General features: G+C 44.4%; 17 protein-coding genes. 4 read left to right on the top strand and 13 right to left on the bottom strand.

From position 1 onward, the window contains the following. Positions 1 to 74: 74 nt before the first annotated feature. Positions 75 to 1,139, top strand: coding sequence for a proline iminopeptidase (locus A0256_07835; protein AMR31340.1), 1,065 nt, complete (start codon positions 75 to 77; stop codon positions 1,137 to 1,139). Positions 1,140 to 1,224: 85 nt separating this feature from the next. On the opposite strand, the gene A0256_07830 is transcribed toward A0256_07835, so the two are convergent. After that, on the bottom strand, positions 1,225 to 3,792 hold the full coding sequence (locus A0256_07830) for a beta-N-acetylhexosaminidase (protein AMR31339.1): 2,568 nt from the start codon (positions 3,790 to 3,792) through the stop codon (positions 1,225 to 1,227). 81 nt (positions 3,793 to 3,873) lie between these two features. Then, positions 3,874 to 4,797 carry a cobalamin-binding protein gene (locus tag A0256_07825; GenBank protein ID AMR31338.1) on the bottom strand — a complete coding sequence of 308 codons (924 nt, stop codon included), beginning with the start codon at positions 4,795 to 4,797 and terminating at the stop codon, positions 3,874 to 3,876. A 147-nt stretch (positions 4,798 to 4,944) separates the two neighbouring features. Here A0256_07825 and A0256_07820 point away from each other — a divergent pair, with 147 nt between their 5' ends. Continuing rightward, entirely contained in the window at positions 4,945 to 5,580 is a 636-nt protein-coding gene (locus A0256_07820; GenBank protein AMR31337.1) for a lysine transporter LysE, read from the top strand. 105 nt (positions 5,581 to 5,685) lie between these two features. On the opposite strand, the gene A0256_07815 is transcribed toward A0256_07820, so the two are convergent. From A0256_07815 to A0256_07790, 6 genes are all read right to left on the bottom strand, one after another. Next, positions 5,686 to 6,735, bottom strand: coding sequence for a hypothetical protein (locus A0256_07815; GenBank protein AMR31336.1), 1,050 nt, complete (start codon positions 6,733 to 6,735; stop codon positions 5,686 to 5,688). Between the two features lie 121 nt (positions 6,736 to 6,856). Then, positions 6,857 to 7,807 (bottom strand): riboflavin biosynthesis protein RibF, encoded by a 951-nt coding sequence (locus A0256_07810; protein ID AMR31335.1) that lies wholly within the window; start codon positions 7,805 to 7,807, stop codon positions 6,857 to 6,859. Between the two features lie 56 nt (positions 7,808 to 7,863). Continuing rightward, positions 7,864 to 8,601, bottom strand: a complete 738-nt coding sequence (locus A0256_07805; GenBank protein AMR31334.1) for a tRNA pseudouridine(55) synthase — start codon at positions 8,599 to 8,601, stop codon at positions 7,864 to 7,866. A 128-nt stretch (positions 8,602 to 8,729) separates the two neighbouring features. Further along, positions 8,730 to 9,524, bottom strand: a complete 795-nt coding sequence (locus A0256_07800; GenBank protein AMR31333.1) for a UDP-diphosphatase — start codon at positions 9,522 to 9,524, stop codon at positions 8,730 to 8,732. After that, positions 9,521 to 9,718, bottom strand: a complete 198-nt coding sequence (locus tag A0256_07795) for a hypothetical protein (GenBank protein AMR34471.1) — start codon at positions 9,716 to 9,718, stop codon at positions 9,521 to 9,523. Before A0256_07795 ends, A0256_07800 begins: the two co-directional genes overlap by 4 nt. Positions 9,719 to 9,865: 147 nt before the next feature. Continuing rightward, positions 9,866 to 10,744 (bottom strand): cell division protein FtsX, encoded by an 879-nt coding sequence (locus A0256_07790; GenBank protein AMR31332.1) that lies wholly within the window; start codon positions 10,742 to 10,744, stop codon positions 9,866 to 9,868. A 263-nt stretch (positions 10,745 to 11,007) separates the two neighbouring features. Here A0256_07790 and A0256_07785 point away from each other — a divergent pair, with 263 nt between their 5' ends. Further along, positions 11,008 to 11,259 (top strand): hypothetical protein, encoded by a 252-nt coding sequence (locus A0256_07785; GenBank protein AMR31331.1) that lies wholly within the window; start codon positions 11,008 to 11,010, stop codon positions 11,257 to 11,259. A 3-nt stretch (positions 11,260 to 11,262) separates the two neighbouring features. On the opposite strand, the gene A0256_07780 is transcribed toward A0256_07785, so the two are convergent. Both A0256_07780 and A0256_07775 read right to left on the bottom strand, forming a co-directional pair. After that, positions 11,263 to 13,017, bottom strand: a complete 1,755-nt coding sequence (locus tag A0256_07780) for an antibiotic ABC transporter ATP-binding protein (protein AMR34470.1) — start codon at positions 13,015 to 13,017, stop codon at positions 11,263 to 11,265. Between the two features lie 130 nt (positions 13,018 to 13,147). Further along, positions 13,148 to 13,945, bottom strand: coding sequence for a tRNA pseudouridine(38,39,40) synthase TruA (locus A0256_07775; protein AMR31330.1), 798 nt, complete (start codon positions 13,943 to 13,945; stop codon positions 13,148 to 13,150). A 126-nt stretch (positions 13,946 to 14,071) separates the two neighbouring features. Here A0256_07775 and A0256_07770 point away from each other — a divergent pair, with 126 nt between their 5' ends. Further along, complete coding sequence (locus A0256_07770) at positions 14,072 to 14,539, top strand: hypothetical protein (GenBank protein AMR31329.1); 468 nt, start codon at positions 14,072 to 14,074, stop codon at positions 14,537 to 14,539. A 295-nt stretch (positions 14,540 to 14,834) separates the two neighbouring features. Here A0256_07770 and A0256_07765 read toward each other — a convergent pair whose 3' ends face one another. The 3 genes from A0256_07765 to A0256_07755 form a co-directional block, all read right to left on the bottom strand. Next, complete coding sequence (locus A0256_07765) at positions 14,835 to 15,092, bottom strand: hypothetical protein (protein ID AMR31328.1); 258 nt, start codon at positions 15,090 to 15,092, stop codon at positions 14,835 to 14,837. A 136-nt stretch (positions 15,093 to 15,228) separates the two neighbouring features. Next, a complete protein-coding gene (locus A0256_07760) occupies positions 15,229 to 16,245 on the bottom strand; it encodes a DNA recombination/repair protein RecA (protein AMR31327.1) in 1,017 nt (338 codons plus the stop codon). 163 nt (positions 16,246 to 16,408) lie between these two features. Beyond that, positions 16,409 to 17,167, bottom strand: a complete 759-nt coding sequence (locus tag A0256_07755; protein AMR31326.1) for an endonuclease III — start codon at positions 17,165 to 17,167, stop codon at positions 16,409 to 16,411. Between the last annotated feature and the right edge of the window lie 169 nt (positions 17,168 to 17,336).

Raw genomic sequence — 17,336 nt, 5'->3', positions numbered from 1 at the left:
TGCGCTTCTCAAAGGCGCAGAGGGAATCAACTATGGCTTAAATTTTATTAGATTTGTTTATCAGCCCTTTAATCATGAAATTAAAAACCGTTATCCTATCTGCCCTGATTTTAGCAGCCGCATTCATCTCTGCCTGTGTTAGTCCGGCTGCCAAACAGTACGAAGAGCCAACTCTTGCCGATTATTTTAAAGATACCACAGCTTTGCCCAAAACCGGAGGCATACAAATGGTAACCATTACTACCCCAAAAGGCAAGTTTAAAGTTTGGACAAAAAAGCTGGGCAATAACCCCACAATGAAATTGCTGTTGTTAAACGGCGGCCCGGGCCTTACCCATGAATACTTTGAGTGTATGGAAAGCTATCTACCAGCTAAAGGCATCGAATTGATCTACTACGATCAGCTCGGCTGCGGTAACTCTGATAACCCAAAGGACACTTCCATGTGGAGCCTACCGCGATATGTGGAGGAAGTAGAACAGGTAAGGCAGGCGCTGCATCTGGATAAAGACAACTTTTACCTGCTAGGGCATTCATGGGGCGGGATACTGGCTACCGAATATGCGCTGAAGTACCAGCAACACTTAAAGGGGCTGATCATCTCCAATATGATGGTGAGCTGCCCTGAATATGGCAAGTACGCTAACCAGGTACTGGCCAAACAATTCGACCCAAAAGTTTTAGCGCGCATTAGGGATATAGAAGCCAAAAAGGACTTTAAGAACCCTGAATATATGGGCCTGCTGGTGCCAAACTTTTACGAAAAACACATTATCCGTTTTCCGGCAGATAAATGGCCGGAGCCGATCACCCGCTCCTTAGCCAAAGAAAATGAATCGTTATACGTTACGATGCAGGGGCCGAGCGAATTTGGCATCTCCGGTAAACTGGAAAAGTGGGATCGCACAAAAGAGATCAAAAACTTAACGGTACCTGCCTTAAGTATCGGTGGTAAATATGATACCATGGACCCTAAACACATGGAATGGATGGCTACCCAGTTTCAAAACGGCAGCTATCTTTATTGTGAAAACGGCAGCCATATGAGCATGTACGATGACCAGCAAACCTATATGCAGGGGTTAATCAAATTCATCAAAGGTGTTAATGCCGGTGAGAAAAAGGTGGAGTTGAAGTAATTTATAAATTTTGATAAACGGTAAAATGACGCCTGTTTAAGTTAGAGACGAGACCTTTGACATCATACATTGGCTATTGCTACACCTATATAGCAGGCTTCGGTGTTTCCATGGTACCTTCTGCAACATTACCGCCTCTTCCCTTTGCATCAAACGCACGGAACTTAACTATGCCTTTGGCATCCACCGGTTTGGTGTAAACTTTGCTGCCGGCTGTTGGCTCTGTGCCATCGTTCGTATAGCGGATAGTGAGCCCGGGGTATTGAATATTGCTGATGTATTTGCCATCCTGCTCAATAACGCCTGGTTTCGGGATGCGGAAACTGTAGCCACCGTTAAAGTAGGCCAGTCGCGGTAGTTCACGTTTGCCCAGGATATTGAGGAATTTGCTCCAATCGTCGTTGTATAAAACTCTTGCTTTGGCAGTATCGCGTTCGGTAGCCCATGATGGATCTTTTGCCCAGGCACGCTCTGCCAGTCCGATCAATTTGGGAAACATCATATAATCCATGCGCTCCGGTGTTTTTACGGTTTCGCTCCACAACGCACCCTGCAGGCCAATGATATTTTGCTTGCCATAGTCTGTCAGCCGTTGTTTGCCAATGAACAGGTTCCGGTTGATCGGTAAGCCATTTTTATCAACATCCGCATTTTTAAAGTAATCGTACGGGATAAAAGAGAAGAATTTATCTATCCCCAAATAAGCGCCCCAATAATATCCCGGTTCATCGAAAGATTTGTAGTTGGCCATATCAAAGTATAAGTTAGTAACGCAGGTAAGCACCACCTTGTAGCCGCCGTTAGCCAAACGGTAAGCCAGGTCTTCCTGCCCATCGCCTAATACGTTGTTCCACACATCCACCTGCATACCCTCGTTTACAAATTGCGGGTTGGGCACGTAAGCGTTTTGGCCGTCAACTAACGTTTTGCGCAAAGCCATTTCTTCCCAGCCTGAAAGGGTTATGTTTCGTTTCTTCAAAATATCGTTCACCCTGCCATAGAAGTAGTACCACAGGTCGCCGGTGTTTTTGATTTCGGGGTGTGTAGCTTTTAATGCCAAATAAGCAGGTGATCGCTCCCAAACATGTGCCGGCACTTCGTCGCCCCCAAAATGTATAGCAGGCAATGGGGCATTAGCCTCTTTGTACATACCTAACAGGTCGCCAACTACGGTTTCGATATAGTTATAAGTTGATGGCAGCGATACATCGATCACGTTATCATTCCAGTATTGAACCGAATGGTAGTCGGATTTATCGTTCAGATCGCGCAGCAAATTACGCTCCGCACCAGCTTTATCACCTGCGGCCATTAAGCGTTGATAACGGGCATCCATAGCTTTGATGGATGCACGGGCATGGCCGGGCGTTTCAATCTCGGGCAGCACGGTGATGTGGCGATCAGTAGCATATTTCAGAATCTCGATATAGTCTGCTTTAGTGTAAAAACCCGTGCCTGCTGTATTTGTAAAATCCGGCCCGGAACCATGTGAAGCAGGTAAATGTGTTTTACTATCCAGCGTATGGCCGCGTTTTGAACCGATAGCCGTTAGCTCGGGTAACGACGGGATCTCTATCCGCCAGCCCTCATCATCAGTAAGGTGCATGTGCAGCGTATTGAGCTTATAAAGCGACATCAGTTCAATCAGTTTAAGCACCTGTTTCTTTGGCTGGAAATTGCGGGCCACATCCAGCATCACCGCACGATAAGGGAAACGCGGCTCATCGGTTACATCCACGCAGGGTATTTGTACAGATGACTGAGATTTTAGCCATGCGGAAGCTGGGATCAATGTTTTTAGCGACTGGATACCATAATAGATCCCAGCCGTAGTCGAAGCTTTGATGGTGATCTTATCTGGCGTTACCTGCAGTTGATAGGCTTCTGCGCCTAAGCCCGGGTCTTTAGCAATTAAAATACCTTTGCCAGCTATATTGCCTTTGCCGGTTACTTTTTTACCGAAGAGCTTTTCCAGATCGGCAAATAGGCCGTTAGTTTCTTTGTTGAATGCGGGCTCATAAACCATACCCACCGTGCTGCTTAGGTTGAACGTACCACCTGTTTCCTGGTAACTTACCGGCGTTGGGATGATCTTTTGCAATTTATCTGCCGGGATATCCTGTACAATTTTATTTTGATTAAAAAGGATCTCGGGTGTGATCAATCCCTGGTAATGCGGGGTATAAGGTTTTACGATAAAATCACCGAGCGCATAACCTTTCTCCGGGTCGGCATCCCAAACCAAATAAGGGCCTTCAATGGCATCGGTAAAGTTAACCACAGGCGATTCGCATACGTATTCTATCCTTACGCTCTCCCCCGGCGTGATTTGGCTAAATTGTGCAGTGGGGTTGATGCTGTAAACATCGCCGTTGATGTGCACTATGGAAGCGTTACCGCTTGCCGCGTTGGGTAAAAAATCCCGCGATGAGTTGAAGTAAAACTTCCAGCCGCCAGCGGGAAACGCGATTTTGCTTTTATTGGTGATGATGAGCGCCGTTAAAGCTTGCTGCTTATTTTGATAGTTGTTATCTACAACCTCCCAGGTGATATACAGATCATGTGCATTAAATTTAGGCTGATCTGCAGCCAGCGCGGTTACAGATTGAACTAAAGCAAGCAGAACCAGCAGAGGAGTAAGTATACGGCGCATAAAAAATTATTTTCAGGTTGAGAACCGTAAATATAATTATTTATCGCTTTAAAATGTGGAGCTCACTTTTTAAAATAGTCGTTAAAGTGCAAACTTGATCCACCCCTCCCCTTCGTAACCAAATATAAATTGCTTTGGATTGATGATCTCGGCCAGGATCTCAATGGAGTCTACAATTCTAGGGCCGGGGCGGTTAAAGTATTGGCTACCGTCGGCAATGTAAACACGGTTATTCTTTACGGCTTTTAACTCGCTGAAACCTGGCAATTGCAAAAGCAGATCAATCTCGCGCATGGTGCGTTCTATCGGAAAGCCGCAAGGCATCAGAATTATAATATCCGGGTTCTCCAGCCGGATCTCCTCCCAATTGACATATGGCGAATGCGAACCTGCTTGTGTAAGGATGGATACGCCGCCAGCTATGCTGACCAGCTCGGGCACCCAATTCCCGGAAAGCATCATCGGCTCCAGCCACTCTATACACGCAACTTTTGGTTTATCCTCAATAAATTTGAGCTTATGGCGAATGATATCTACCCTTTCTTCCAGATCTTCAATCAATTGCTCACCCGCAGGGGTAGCATCAATCGCTTTAGCTACGGTTGCTATGTTCTCGTAAATTTCCGTCAGGCTGTTTGGCTGTAGTGAAATAACAGCAGCCGATTTATCCAGGTAATCTTCAAGCGCGGCTTCCACCTCCTGCAGTGATACGGCGCAAACTTCGCACTGCGCCTGGGTGATTACCACATCGGGATCTAATGTTTTGATCAGCTCACGCTTTACGGTATATACCGATAAAGCATTTGCCAGGATCTCTTTTACTTTAATGTCAATATCGGCACTGCTCATCCCATCCGGAAAATTCGCTTCGGAACATACCGGCAGTACTTTTACCGATTCTGGGTAATCACACTCATGCGAGCGGCCCACCAGGCTTTCTTCTAAACCTAAGGCACAAACTATTTCGGTAGCGGCGGGAAGCAGTGATATTATTCTTTTAGACATGTTTTGGCTGTGCAGATTACAGATTTGCAAATATGCGAATTATGGGGTTAAAGCGTGCAATCGTAAATCTTACGGTTATCAAATGATACTCCTGCTACTTTTTTAGACTTAATCTTAATTGATCATTAAAGTATTATCTTTATCGCAATGATATTCCTAACCCTACTTGCCGGAGTTATCGCCAACTTTATTGGCTATATACCTCCGGGCAATATCAACCTTACACTGGTACAGATCACCATAAACCGGGGGATAAAACAGGCCCTGCAGTTTATCATCGCATTTTCCTGCGTGGAGTTTTTCTTTACGTTTGTGGTAATGCTGGGAGCCAAGTGGCTGTCTGCCCAGGTGAAGCTGGATACGGTGATCGATTGGGTAATGGTAGTGCTTTTCGGCGTTTTGGGCACCGTAACCTGGATGAACCGCAATAAGCCTCCAAAAACCACTTATTCCGAACATGCCAGCATTAAATATGGAATCCTTCTGGGTTTTCTTAACCCGATGCAAATCCCTTTCTGGATGATCACGGGCACTTATCTGATAACGCATGAATGGATAGATGACGGACCTGTAGATCTTATTTTTTTCAGCATAGGCTCGGCGGCAGGTGCTTTCATTGCCTTATTCCTTTATGCCAGGTTTGCAAAATTTCTTCAAAAGCGATTTGCGCTCAGCACCAGGGTTATCGATACCGCTATCGCCATCCTTTTCTTTGGCTTTGCAGCTTACCATATTTTTAAGCAGATCTATCTGGTATTTTTTAAGAGCTCCCTAACCCCCTGAAGGGGAACTTTTTCATCTGCCTTTGTATGGTAGATAAACCTGTTAGGTACTAAACTAACAGAATCGCTAGCTTAGTAATAGAGTTGCCTATCAAAAGCTCCCCTTTCAGGGGGTTGGGGGGCTTCTAATATTCCAGATCTTTTCTGCCTTGCGCCCTATCAGCCAGAAAGATAAACCCAAAATCCCGAAAAAAAGCGTTTTATTGGTATGATCCCACAGATATTCGAAGTATTTGGTATACAGGAAAATAATTAAAAAAGTAACGCCGAACTCGCGGGCAATGGTATCGTTGTATTTTAAGCCATAAAGCAGGAAACCGACTGCAACCAAAGCAGATATGATGCCCCAGTAAAATAAACTAATCTGCGTGATATGCCACCAGGCATCCAGGCTGCCGTAATTACCAAAGATACTCAAGAGCCAAAGCGACATGAACAGGTACAGCATCCCCACTACATAGGTAAGCTCCCAAAAATAGCCGAACCACTTTTTGTTTTTGAGCAGGAAACAGGCACCCACCAGCAATAAACCGAACAATACAAAGCGCAGCGGATAATTCATTCCGAAAAAGTAAAGCGCCCAATTGGTCTGGTAACCCGTTTCGGTACCGAACCAGCTGCCCAGCGATACCAGCGCAAACAGCCAAATGAGCCGGGAGCCCATTTTCCAGGCTAAAAACCCGTAAACGAAAACTGATATAAGGAAGAGTAACGAATAATGCCCTGAGCCGTTATCAAAAGTTTTACCCAGGTAAGCAATAGAACATGCCGTAGATAGCACGCCGGTAAAGCTCACCGCCTCGTTGCTGAAAACTTTTTCGGGATAGCGTTTCTCTGCTTTGCGGCCAAGGTAAAATAAACCTACCGCCATGGCTGCAGAGATTATGCTGATGACGATATCGGGGGTATCATAAAGTTTTTTGATCCAGTTGATCACGGCGTCATCAACAATTAAAGAGCCAACGGCTACCGCCCCGCAAATAAGCGCAACCCAAAATGAATACTTGGCCAGCCGCATCCAGTCGAAACCTTTTACCTCATAGCTGGTGCGTAGCTTTTCGGCCTGCCCGGAGTCGAGCAGGTTGTTTTTCTCCCAGTGAGCGATGGTATTATTTAGAAATTCGCTTTCCTGCCGATCCACGTTTAGTTTAGCCATAGGTTACAGATGCAGCCAATTGTAGGAATTGAGCCAAACCGAATTTCGCTATTTAATTTTAATTAACACGCATGAATTTGACTACGCGTTAAACATGCGTTACCCACCCGGAAAAAGGTCACTAGGTGTTCAATTGCGGATCATCTAAAGCCAGCAGCAATTGCACATCGTTCTTATCCTTTCCTAGTTGAACAACCAACTCATCCAACGATGAAAAACGAATATCTTCGCGAACAAAATGAAGGAATTCCATCCGTAATTGTTGGTTATAGATGTCGCTATTGAAATCAAAAATATTTACCTCAATGTTACGCGTCATGCCATTTACCGTGGGCCGGTGACCGATATAGGCCATGCCGTTATACTCCAGGCCTTCAACCTTTACCCTTACCGCATAAATCCCATCCGAAGGGATCAATTTATAATGCTCTTCCAGCATCAGGTTGGCCGTTGGGTAGCCGAGTGTCCGGCCTATCTGGTCGCCCCGGATTACCTTACCGGTGATGAAAAACGGATAGCCTAAACACTCATTGGCTATATAAATATTTCCGTCAAGCAAAGCGGCGCGAATGCGGGTAGAACTGATGGCAACATCATTAATGTCTTGCTCGGGAATCTCCAATACGTCAAAATTATATCGCGGCGCCAGATGAAGCAGATCGTTCAACCCGCCCTGCCTGTCCTTACCGAAACGATGATCGTACCCGATCACAATAGTTTTGGTGCCAATCTTGTTCACCAGTACATCGCGGATATAGTCCTCTGCGGATTGGTTACTGAAATCGCGGGAAAACGGGGTGATGATCAGATGATCTATGCCTAGCTGCTCCAGCAATTCTGCCTTTTCATTTATCGTAGTGATCAGCTTAATGTTCTCGTCTTCGGGATGCAAAATCATCCGCGGATGCGGAAAAAAGGTAAGAATAACCGTTTCGCCACCGGTAGCCACGGCCAATTCTTTGAGGCGTGCGATAATTTTACGATGCCCAATATGGACCCCATCAAAGGTGCCGATGGTAACCACGGCATTGCTTACCGGCGCAAATTCGTCTATGTGACTATATATCTTCATAGTAGTGTTCACAAAGTTAAAAGGAGATAGCAGAATGCAGAATGCTTTTCATTTTTTTACTCACCAATTATAGATACCTCACCTGCCGGGCCGACAGATTTCAGCTCCCTAATGGTAGTCACTAATTCCATCACTTCGTGGGCATCCTCAATCCGATAGTTGCCACTGCGGGTACGGCGGAGCCTGGACAAGTATGCGCCCGCTTTTAGCGCCGCGCCAAAATCGTTTACTAACGACCGGATATAAGTGCCTTTACTGCATACCACCCGGAAATCAACTTCGGGCAGTTCTATCCGGGTAATCTCAAATTCAGAGATGGTGACATTTCTTAAGCGGAGCTCTACTTCTTCGCCCCGGCGGGCTTTTTCGTAAAGGCGTTCGCCGTCAATTTTTATGGCCGAATGGGCAGGGGGGTATTGTTGTATGTCGCCAGTGAACGTGGCACAAGCCGCTTTAATTTCCTCACCACTTAAATGGCCGACATCCAGAATATTTTCCGGCTCACTTTCCAGATCATAAGTGGGCGTTGTTGCACCCAGTACCATGGTGCCGGTATATTCTTTTTCCTCTGCCTGGAAGGTATCGATCTGCTTGGTCATTTTACCGGTGCAGATGATGAGCAAACCGGTAGCTAAAGGATCCAGCGTACCTGCGTGGCCAACCTTCAGTTTTAGCGGCTTAAATGCGTTGCGAATTTTGCCCACCACATCAAAGCTGGTCCACTTGTAGGGCTTGTTAACCAGTAACAGCTGGCCATCTGCAAATTCCTGTATGTTGGTAAAGTGCTTGCTCAAAACTAAAATTTAAGCGGCAAAGGTAAGATTTTTATAGCCGGGAATTTAGCGGAGTACGCTGGAAGCGGCTGCAAACAAAAACAGCGGCAATTCTACTTTGCCGCTGTTTAATATGTTGTTCAAGGCTGTTAAAGCACCTGAAGGTTATGTCCGCTCAAATATAGGATAATGATCACCCCACCTACTAAAATACGGTACCAGCCAAATAACTGGAAGCCCCGCTTTTCTAAAAAGGTAATAAAGGTTTTAATAGCCAGCATAGCTACTATGAACGCCACGACGTTCCCAACTGCCAAAAACTGCCATTGCTGACTGGTGATGGTGTGGCCCTCTTTATAAAAGTCTAAAAGTTTTTTCGCGGTAGCGGCAAACATGGTTGGTACAGCTAAAAAGAACGAAAATTCGGCAGCTGCTTTGCGGGTAAGCTTTTGCGACATACCACCAACGATGGTTGCAGCAGAACGCGAAACTCCCGGAATCATTGCCAGGCATTGGAAAAAACCAATTTTCAAAGCAGTTAAGTAATCAACTTTCTTTTCTTCTTTAACCTGTCCTTCATTAAAAAGCTTATCAACAAACAAAAGAAAAATACCGCCGATGAAGAGCGTAATCCCTACCGTTAAAGCGCTTTCTAATAAAGCATCTATCTTTTTACTAAAAAGCAATCCGAAAACTGCGGCTGGTATAAAGGCGACGATCAGCTTGGCATAAAAATCCAGTGACTGTAAGAATCTTTTGTAATACAAAACCACTACAGAGAGGATGGCCCCCAGTTGAATTGCCACCGTGAAGAGTTTTACAAAATCTTCTGTTGCAATACCCATTATAGATGAGGCAATGATCATGTGCCCGGTTGATGACACCGGCAAAAACTCGGTAATGCCTTCAATTATTGCCAGGATAATTACATGTATTAAATTCATGCTTTAGCGGCTGGCTTTTTAAGGATGGCGTAAAAACCTAAACCAAAACCTGCCAGCACCACTATAGGCGCTATAACAATTTTTGTAGTACTGTAAATATCGGTGGTTCCGCTCATCAGCACAAACCCGAAGGCTACAACGGCAATAGCGATAATTAACCAGCGGTAATTTTCTTTGCCAAACACAAACTGCACGGGTGTGGTAGTACCTAGCGGCTGTGACTTTAATGGGGTGGTTGTTTTAACCGGGGCGGCCGGTTTTGATTGCAATGCCATATATTTTAATGAGTGAATTAGCGATTTAGTGAATTAGCGATTTTGCAATTACAAATGAATTTATTACTACCGGTACAGGTCGTATATTTTTAAGCGAAGGAATTTGTTCACCGCCAGGAAAGTACTCACTGCCGACATGAACATCCCTAACCCAATTACGCCCAAAAATACAATACCAAATTGGGTGTAATCCTGTAGAATTACCAAATCCGGTATCTGTTGGTACGCTAAATATAACGTTCCTATCAAAATTAGTACGGCAATCAGACCGCCTAACAGCCCGTGCCAGATGCCGTATAGTAAAAATGGTTTCCGGATAAAGCCTTTGGTTGCGCCTACCAGCTGCATAGATTTAATTAAAAAACGCTGCGAATAAATAGCCAGTCTGATGGTATTGTTGATCAATGCTACAGACAGCACCACAAAAATACCGGCAAAGGCCAGGATCACCAGTACGATTGATTTCAAGTTCTGGTTCATTTGATCTACCAGTGATTGCTGATATTTCACTTCTTTCACCAGGGGATTCTTCAGCAATTCTGCCTTGAACTTATCGATCCCTGCATTGTTTGCATAGTCGGCTTTCAGGTATACATCCAGCGATTGTGACAGCGGGTTATAACCCAGGAACTTCACAAAATCTTCGCCTAAATCTTTTTGAAGGTTACGGGCAGCCAATTCTTTACTTACATACTGGGTTTGCTTTACCATTATGTTAGCATCCAGCTGCTTTTGAAACTGCAGCACATCGGTTTCGTGTGCGGCGTCGTCCATAAAAATGTTAAGTACAATATTTTCCTTCACGTAACGGGATAATTTATTAGCTTTCACTAATATTAAGCCAAGCAACCCTATCATTAACAGCACCATGGCAATCCCGAAAACGGTAGATATGTATATCGTTTTCGTTTTCTTTGCCGATTCGCTTACTTCAAATTCTTCCATACTGTTTTAGATTTGAGATGTGAAATTTGAAAATTGAGATAAACTATCTAATTCACATCGCATAACAATTTGCGAAAATAGCAAACCTGCCCTAAAGGTAAAAGTTTATGCCGTATAATTAACAATTATTAACGAACGGCTATGATTGCTAAAAGCCTAAAATTAGATCAACCAATAATCTTATCCGTTTCCTGATTGTCAATTAATAACAGGATTTAGGGTTGGGTAGCTCAACAAAATTCACCCGGCCCTGTTGTACCATTATGACAACGCCAGCAAACAACCACAGCAAACCATCTCCATCTGACACGCCAACCGAAAGGCCTGCGGACAACGGCCGCGAGAGCGTGGTGAAAAAAGAGGACAAAGAGTACCATGCAGATGAACCCCAACAGGAGAACATAGCTAAAAGGTACGAAAACGAGGAACAACCTGTAAGCCCTAATAAGGAAGCACCGAAAGAAGATCAGCCGGATGCCGCTGATGATGACGCACGGGGATTGGAATCCAAATAGTGTTTATATCGATTTGGCGATACCCGCTGAATTAAATTGCAGATCGTAGAGTTTGCGGTAATAGCCGCCTTCTATCCGCAGCAATTCTTGGTGGGTACCCATTTCTTTGATCTCTCCGTGATCCAGCACAATGATCTTATCCGCATTTTGAATGGTAGATAAACGGTGCGCAATCACTATGGCTGTACGGCCCTGCATCAATTTGTTGATAGCATGCTGAATCAGTAATTCTGTCTCGGTATCCACCGATGACGTTGCTTCATCCAGTACTAAAATGGCCGGGTTATATACCAGCGCACGGATAAAGGAGATGAGTTGGGCCTGCCCTGCGGAAAGTGTTGCACCGCGTTCCATCACATTGTAATCATAGCCTCCCGGTAAACGCTCAATAAACTCATGCGCCCCTACATCTTTCGCTGCCTTAATGATTTCTTCCCGGGTAATATTGGTATTGTTCAGACTGATGTTGTTGCCGATGGTATCTGTAAATAAAAACACATCTTGTATCACCGTTGCAATCCGCGACCGCAAGTAATCCACTTCATACTCACGAATGTCGTGCCCATCTACTTTTACTGTACCCTTGCCGATATCATAAAAGCGGTTAAGGATGTTGATGGTGGATGATTTACCAGCGCCGGTTGCGCCCACGAGTGCCAGCGTTTCACCGGGTTTTATATGGAAATTGATATCTTTCAATACCCAGTTCTCATCGTTATAAGCAAACCAAACATTTTTAAACTCAATGTCGCCTTGCAGAACAGCAGGGGCAAGTTTACCATCGTCGGTGGCTACCTCGTCGGTATCCAACACTTTAAAGATCCGGTCGGCCCCCACCATACCCATTTGGAGGGTATTGAATTTATCGGCCAGCTGGCGGATGGGGCGGAAAAGCATGTTTAACAATACAATAAAACCCGTTATTACACCCGGCGTAACACCGTTTGGTGATGCTGAGATACTGTGTAATTGTTCATCGCTGAGGATACGTTTACATCCGTACCAAACCAGCAGTGCCATACAAATAGCAAACAAGATCTCCACTACCGGGAAAAAAATGGAATAGTACCAGTTAGACCGGATATTGGCATCGCGGTATTTTTGGTTCACCGCGCGGAACTTCCGCATCTCCTGATCCTCCCGCGAAAAATACTGGATGATGCTGATCCCGCTGATGTGCTCGGCGAGGAAAGTGTTCAGCTGCGCCACCTGGGTACGCACCTCCTGAAAAGATGATTTGATAGCCTCTTTAAACACATAGGTTGAGGCAAACAAAAGCGGCATCGGAATAAGTGTAATGAGTGCCAGTTTCCAATCCTGCCAAAGCATATAGCCGATCACCGCAAACACCAGTAGCATATCGCCCATGATGGAGATCAATCCCTCCGAAAATATATCAGCTATGGTTTCCAGGTCGGATACGGTGCGGGTAATGAGCATTCCAATTGGCGTACGGTCGAAATACTTTAAACGGAGACTGGTTACGTGGTTAAACACATCAATCCGCAGATCTTTTATAACAGACTGACCAAGGGAGTTGGTCAGGTAGGTTTGGTAATACTGTGCTATGGTTTGTATGATCAGCTGGCCAATCATCAGTTCAACCATAAATAGCAGCCCATTATAATCGTTTGCAAGGATGTATTTATCCAGGGTTAATTGGATGAGGATAGGCTGCGCCAAAGCAATTACCGCCAAAAAAATAGTCAGGAATGCTGCAACCACAAAAACCGATGTATATGGTTTAACGTAGTGCATAATGCGTTTCAACAAATGCCAATCAAAGGCTTTGCCGGTAATTGCCCCTGCAGCCGGGGCGGCCTTGCTCCCAGAAGTGGGAGTTTTTGCTATATCGATTTTTGAATCCTTTGCCATTTAATTTTCAATTTTACCTACCCTTCAGGGGGCTTGGGGGCATATACGGATATTTTACTTCCGTTAAATACAAGCCGCAGGCCGGTACGCTCATGCCTGCATTGCTTCGGCTTTTACTTTCTATAATCTTCCGGATGTCTTCCGGTTGCATATCGCCTTTGCCAACCATTAATAATGTACCCACAATTGCGCGTACCATATTTCTCAAAAAACGATCGGCTGAAATTTTAAATACAATGCCATTTTCGGTTTGTTCCCAAACCGCATTTACAATTTTACAATTATTGGTTTTAACCTGGGTATTTGATTTACTGAAACAGCTAAAATCTGTATATTCCATGACGATTGCCGCCGCCCGGTTCATCCTATCCAGGTCTGGCCTGTCGCGCAGCAACCAGGAGTACCCGTTTAAAAATGGGTTCTTATCAAAATGGATATGGTATTCATAGGAACGCAGCGTAGCATCAAAACGCGCGTGGGCATCCGGATGAACAGGAATGATTTGTTTGATGGCGATATCATGCGGCAGCAGCGCGTTGAGCCCCCTAACCCCCTGAAGGGGGAACTTTTGCAATGCATCTTCAGCTCCCCCTTCAGGGGGCTGGGGGGCAAAATGCAAAAAATATTCTTTAGCATGTACGCCGGTATCAGTCCGGCCGCAGCCTACGGTTTCAATTTCCTGGCGCAATAAAGTAGATAGTGCTTTGTTTATTAGCTCCTGCACGCTTACCGCATTTTGCTGCACCTGCCAGCCATGGTATTTGGTACCATCATAAGCCAATTCAATAAAATAACGTTGTTGAGCAGACACGAGGGCAAAGGTAAGTTTTGTTACGAGCTTGCAGGCCTTAAAAATGTTGCAAAAGTTGAAAATATAAGCGCGGGATATCTGTTATATTTGGCGCAGCAAAATTGCAAATCAATTTTTAAAATACACATGCTACAACGAATACAAAGTATATACCTCCTGTTTGCCTCTATCGTAATGTTCGGCTTGTTCCTGTTCCCGCTGGCACATAATATTTACGTGAGCGGCAAACTGGTAAATGTAACGGTAACCGGAGTTTACGAAATAGTAAACGGACAAGAAAATCACATAGAAGTTTTTACTGCTTTAACTATTGTTACGGTGATAGCGGCACTGGTTCCGCTGGCCTTGATCTTCCTTTACAAAAATCGTAAGCAGCAGATCACCTTGTGCTATGTAGCAATACTGATCTTGATAGGTTACAGCTTCTGGATGGCTCAAACCGTTAAAAAAGTGGTTGGCGCTATTACGCTGGAATACAAAAACATGGGTGTTGGCTTGTTTCTTACCTCGCTTAGTATCATCCTTATCATTTTTGCAGTTAAAGCAATCCAGCGTGACGAGAAGTTGGTTAGGTCTGCGGATAGGTTGAGGTAGTAAATCTTTTAAAATCTCCCTGACAGTTTCTTGGGATTTTGCCTTGTGACGAAAACATCAACAATCATGATTCTATTTTGGTATTCTATAAAGTACAAGATATTGTGTTTGGTGAGAATGCACCTTTGAACTCTCGTAGATTTATTGACAAAAGGATAAATGGTTGGCGATAAAGCAAGAAATTTGTACACTTTTTCCACTCGTTCTACAAAATCATTAGCGGTAGCAACGCCCCACTCATTTGTTAGATATATCACTACGTTTTCAAGACATCTTTCAGCTAAGTATAATTTCTTTAATCATTTAATCCATACTTTTGCCTTAAATCTTTCAATACAATATCCAACGGCCTTCCTAAACCTTCATCCGCTTGCTTCAAGCTTTCTGTTATTCTCTCCTTTTGATACTCCGGTAATTTATCCCAGTCTGTCTCATCTTCCTGCCCGTTTAAATAGTTAAGCACCAGCCCATATAATTGCTGTAGCTGTTCACCTTCTAAATGACTTATTTTATCAAACAGATCTGCTTTCATTGCTATCTCTTCCATTTCCATTTGTTTTAATGCACTAATCAAATATAAAAAAATCAAAATATCGAATAACACAATACTTTAAACTACAATGCCTTCCACATTGGGAAGGCATTGTCATTATATAAGCGGTGAAAAACAATCACCAGTAAGCTAAACCTTAAGCTTCAGCCAGCGATTCGCCGGTTACGGTAGCTCTGATCTTCACTTCCAGTTCTTCCATCAGTTCCGGGTTATCCAGTATCAGTTGTTTAACTGCATCACGGCCCTGCCCCAAGCGGGTATCGCCATAGCTAAACCATGAACCCGCTTTTTTGATAATGTTATATTCTACACCTAAGTCGATAATTTCGCCGGCTTTGGAAATCCCTTCACCAAACATGATATCAAATTCAGCAATTCTGAACGGAGGCGCTACTTTGTTTTTAACGATCTTTACCTTAACGCGGTTACCTGATACTTCATCGGTATCCTTAATTTGAGAGATACGGCGTACATCTAAACGTACAGAAGCGTAAAACTTCAAAGCGTTACCGCCTGTAGTAGTTTCCGGGTTACCGAACATCACCCCAATTTTATCGCGCAACTGGTTGATGAAGATACAGCAGCATCCGGTTTTGCTGATGGTACCGGTAAGCTTACGTAATGCCTGCGACATTAAACGTGCATGCAGACCCATTTTAGAATCACCCATCTCACCTTCGATCTCCGCCTTTGGCACTAATGCAGCAACGGAGTCAATAACCAATATATCAATAGCACCAGAGCGGATCAGGTTATCGGCAATTTCTAAAGCCTGCTCACCATTATCCGGCTGAGAGATCAATAAGTTCTCTACATCAACACCTAGCTTTTTGGCATAAAACCTGTCAAATGCATGCTCCGCATCAATAAATGCAGCGATGCCGCCTTTCTTCTGCGATTCGGCAATTGCGTGGATCGCCAAAGTTGTTTTACCGGATGATTCCGGTCCGTAGATCTCTATTACCCTGCCTTTAGGTAAGCCACCAACGCCCAAAGCTATATCCAAACCCAAAGAGCCGGTTGATATAACTTCTGTTGCTTCGATAGCGGCATCACCCATTTTCATGATGGTGCCTTTTCCGTATGATTTTTCCAGCTTATCAAGGGTAAGCTGTAAAGCCTTCATTTTATCTGCGTTCGTGTTGCTGCTCATCTGTGTTTTTTTCGTGAAACAAATATAAATAATGTTTTATTTGTTTGCTAATTATTTTAGTATTTATTTTTAATTAATTACCGCTGCCAAATTACCCCATAAAAAGAAGATTGCTGTACATTGCACGGGGCTTGTGTAAAGCTAGCTAATGAGTACCCAGCTTTCAAATATCTTTATCAACAACTCTTTTAGCCAATTCTTTCCCCATAATATTGAGCGCTTTTTTCTTTTTGGCATCTTTAACTTTACGCAGTTTGAGTGCTTCGGCCTTTAGCAAGGCGGCGCCGGTATTTTGCTGGGCGTAGTATTTGCAGAACCAGGTTAGCGGGCAGATCTCACATTTAGGGCTCCGCGCCACGCAAATGTAACGGCCGTGCAATATCAGCCAATGGTGCGCCACGGCCAGTGTATTTTCGGGCAGGTTTTTTACCAGTTGCTTTTCAACTGCCAGCGGGGTACTCGCACGTACAAGGCCCAGCCGGTTAGCCACCCTAAACACATGTGTATCTACCGCAATAGCCGGGGCATCAAAAACTACAGAAGCAATGACATTGGCGGTTTTGCGACCCACACCCGGCAGCATTTGCAGCTCATCCAACCCGGATGGCACTTCGCCATGGAAAACCTCCATCAGCATTTTGCCCATACCAGCCAAATGTTTGGCTTTGTTATTAGGATAGCTTACGCTGCGGATATAGTTGAAGATCTCGTCGGCATCAGACGCCGCCAGTGCAGCAGCGTCAGGAAAGCGTTCGAAAAGTTTTGGTGTAACCTGGTTGATGCGCTTATCGGTACACTGGGCCGATAATATAACAGCTACCAGCAGCTCATAAGGGCTATTGTAATGAAGTTCGGTCTCCGGGGCAGGCTGGTTTTTTTGAAAGTATTCTAAAAAGTGTCTGTAACGTTCTGATTTGAGCATTAGTTAAAAGTGCATAGTTAATAGCCTGTAGTTAGTACAATAATCCTGGATTTTTTGCATAGTAACAACAATCGTTTCATTTCCACTATGTAAGATTAAGGGTAGATGGTTGGCTAAAAATAGAAAGGTTCATAAATCACACTGCCGGCTTATGCCAAACTGCATGATC

Origin of the sequence: Mucilaginibacter sp. PAMC 26640 (assembly GCA_001596135.1) — a bacterium.
Classification (GTDB): Bacteria; Bacteroidota; Bacteroidia; order Sphingobacteriales; family Sphingobacteriaceae; genus Mucilaginibacter.
Note: the sequence above shows the minus strand (reverse complement) of the source record. Positions and strands in the feature narration are given on the sequence as shown.

Bases quoted from the DNA above. Each gene is read 5' to 3' on its own strand.
- A0256_07835 (AMR31340.1), top strand. From the start codon at position 75: ATGAAATTAAAAACCGTTATCCTATCTGCCCTGATTTTAGCAGCCGCA.
- A0256_07830 (AMR31339.1), bottom strand. From the start codon at position 3,792: ATGCGCCGTATACTTACTCCTCTGCTGGTTCTGCTTGCTTTAGTTCAA.
- A0256_07825 (AMR31338.1), bottom strand. From the start codon at position 4,797: ATGTCTAAAAGAATAATATCACTGCTTCCCGCCGCTACCGAAATAGTT.
- A0256_07820 (AMR31337.1), top strand. From the start codon at position 4,945: ATGATATTCCTAACCCTACTTGCCGGAGTTATCGCCAACTTTATTGGC.
- A0256_07815 (AMR31336.1), bottom strand. From the start codon at position 6,735: ATGGCTAAACTAAACGTGGATCGGCAGGAAAGCGAATTTCTAAATAAT.
- A0256_07810 (AMR31335.1), bottom strand. From the start codon at position 7,807: ATGAAGATATATAGTCACATAGACGAATTTGCGCCGGTAAGCAATGCC.
- A0256_07800 (AMR31333.1), bottom strand. From the start codon at position 9,524: ATGAATTTAATACATGTAATTATCCTGGCAATAATTGAAGGCATTACC.
- A0256_07790 (AMR31332.1), bottom strand. From the start codon at position 10,744: ATGGAAGAATTTGAAGTAAGCGAATCGGCAAAGAAAACGAAAACGATA.
- A0256_07785 (AMR31331.1), top strand. From the start codon at position 11,008: ATGACAACGCCAGCAAACAACCACAGCAAACCATCTCCATCTGACACG.
- A0256_07780 (AMR34470.1), bottom strand. From the start codon at position 13,017: ATGCACTACGTTAAACCATATACATCGGTTTTTGTGGTTGCAGCATTC.
- A0256_07770 (AMR31329.1), top strand. From the start codon at position 14,072: ATGCTACAACGAATACAAAGTATATACCTCCTGTTTGCCTCTATCGTA.
- A0256_07765 (AMR31328.1), bottom strand. From the start codon at position 15,092: ATGGAAATGGAAGAGATAGCAATGAAAGCAGATCTGTTTGATAAAATA.
- A0256_07760 (AMR31327.1), bottom strand. From the start codon at position 16,245: ATGAGCAGCAACACGAACGCAGATAAAATGAAGGCTTTACAGCTTACC.
- A0256_07755 (AMR31326.1), bottom strand. From the start codon at position 17,167: ATGCTCAAATCAGAACGTTACAGACACTTTTTAGAATACTTTCAAAAA.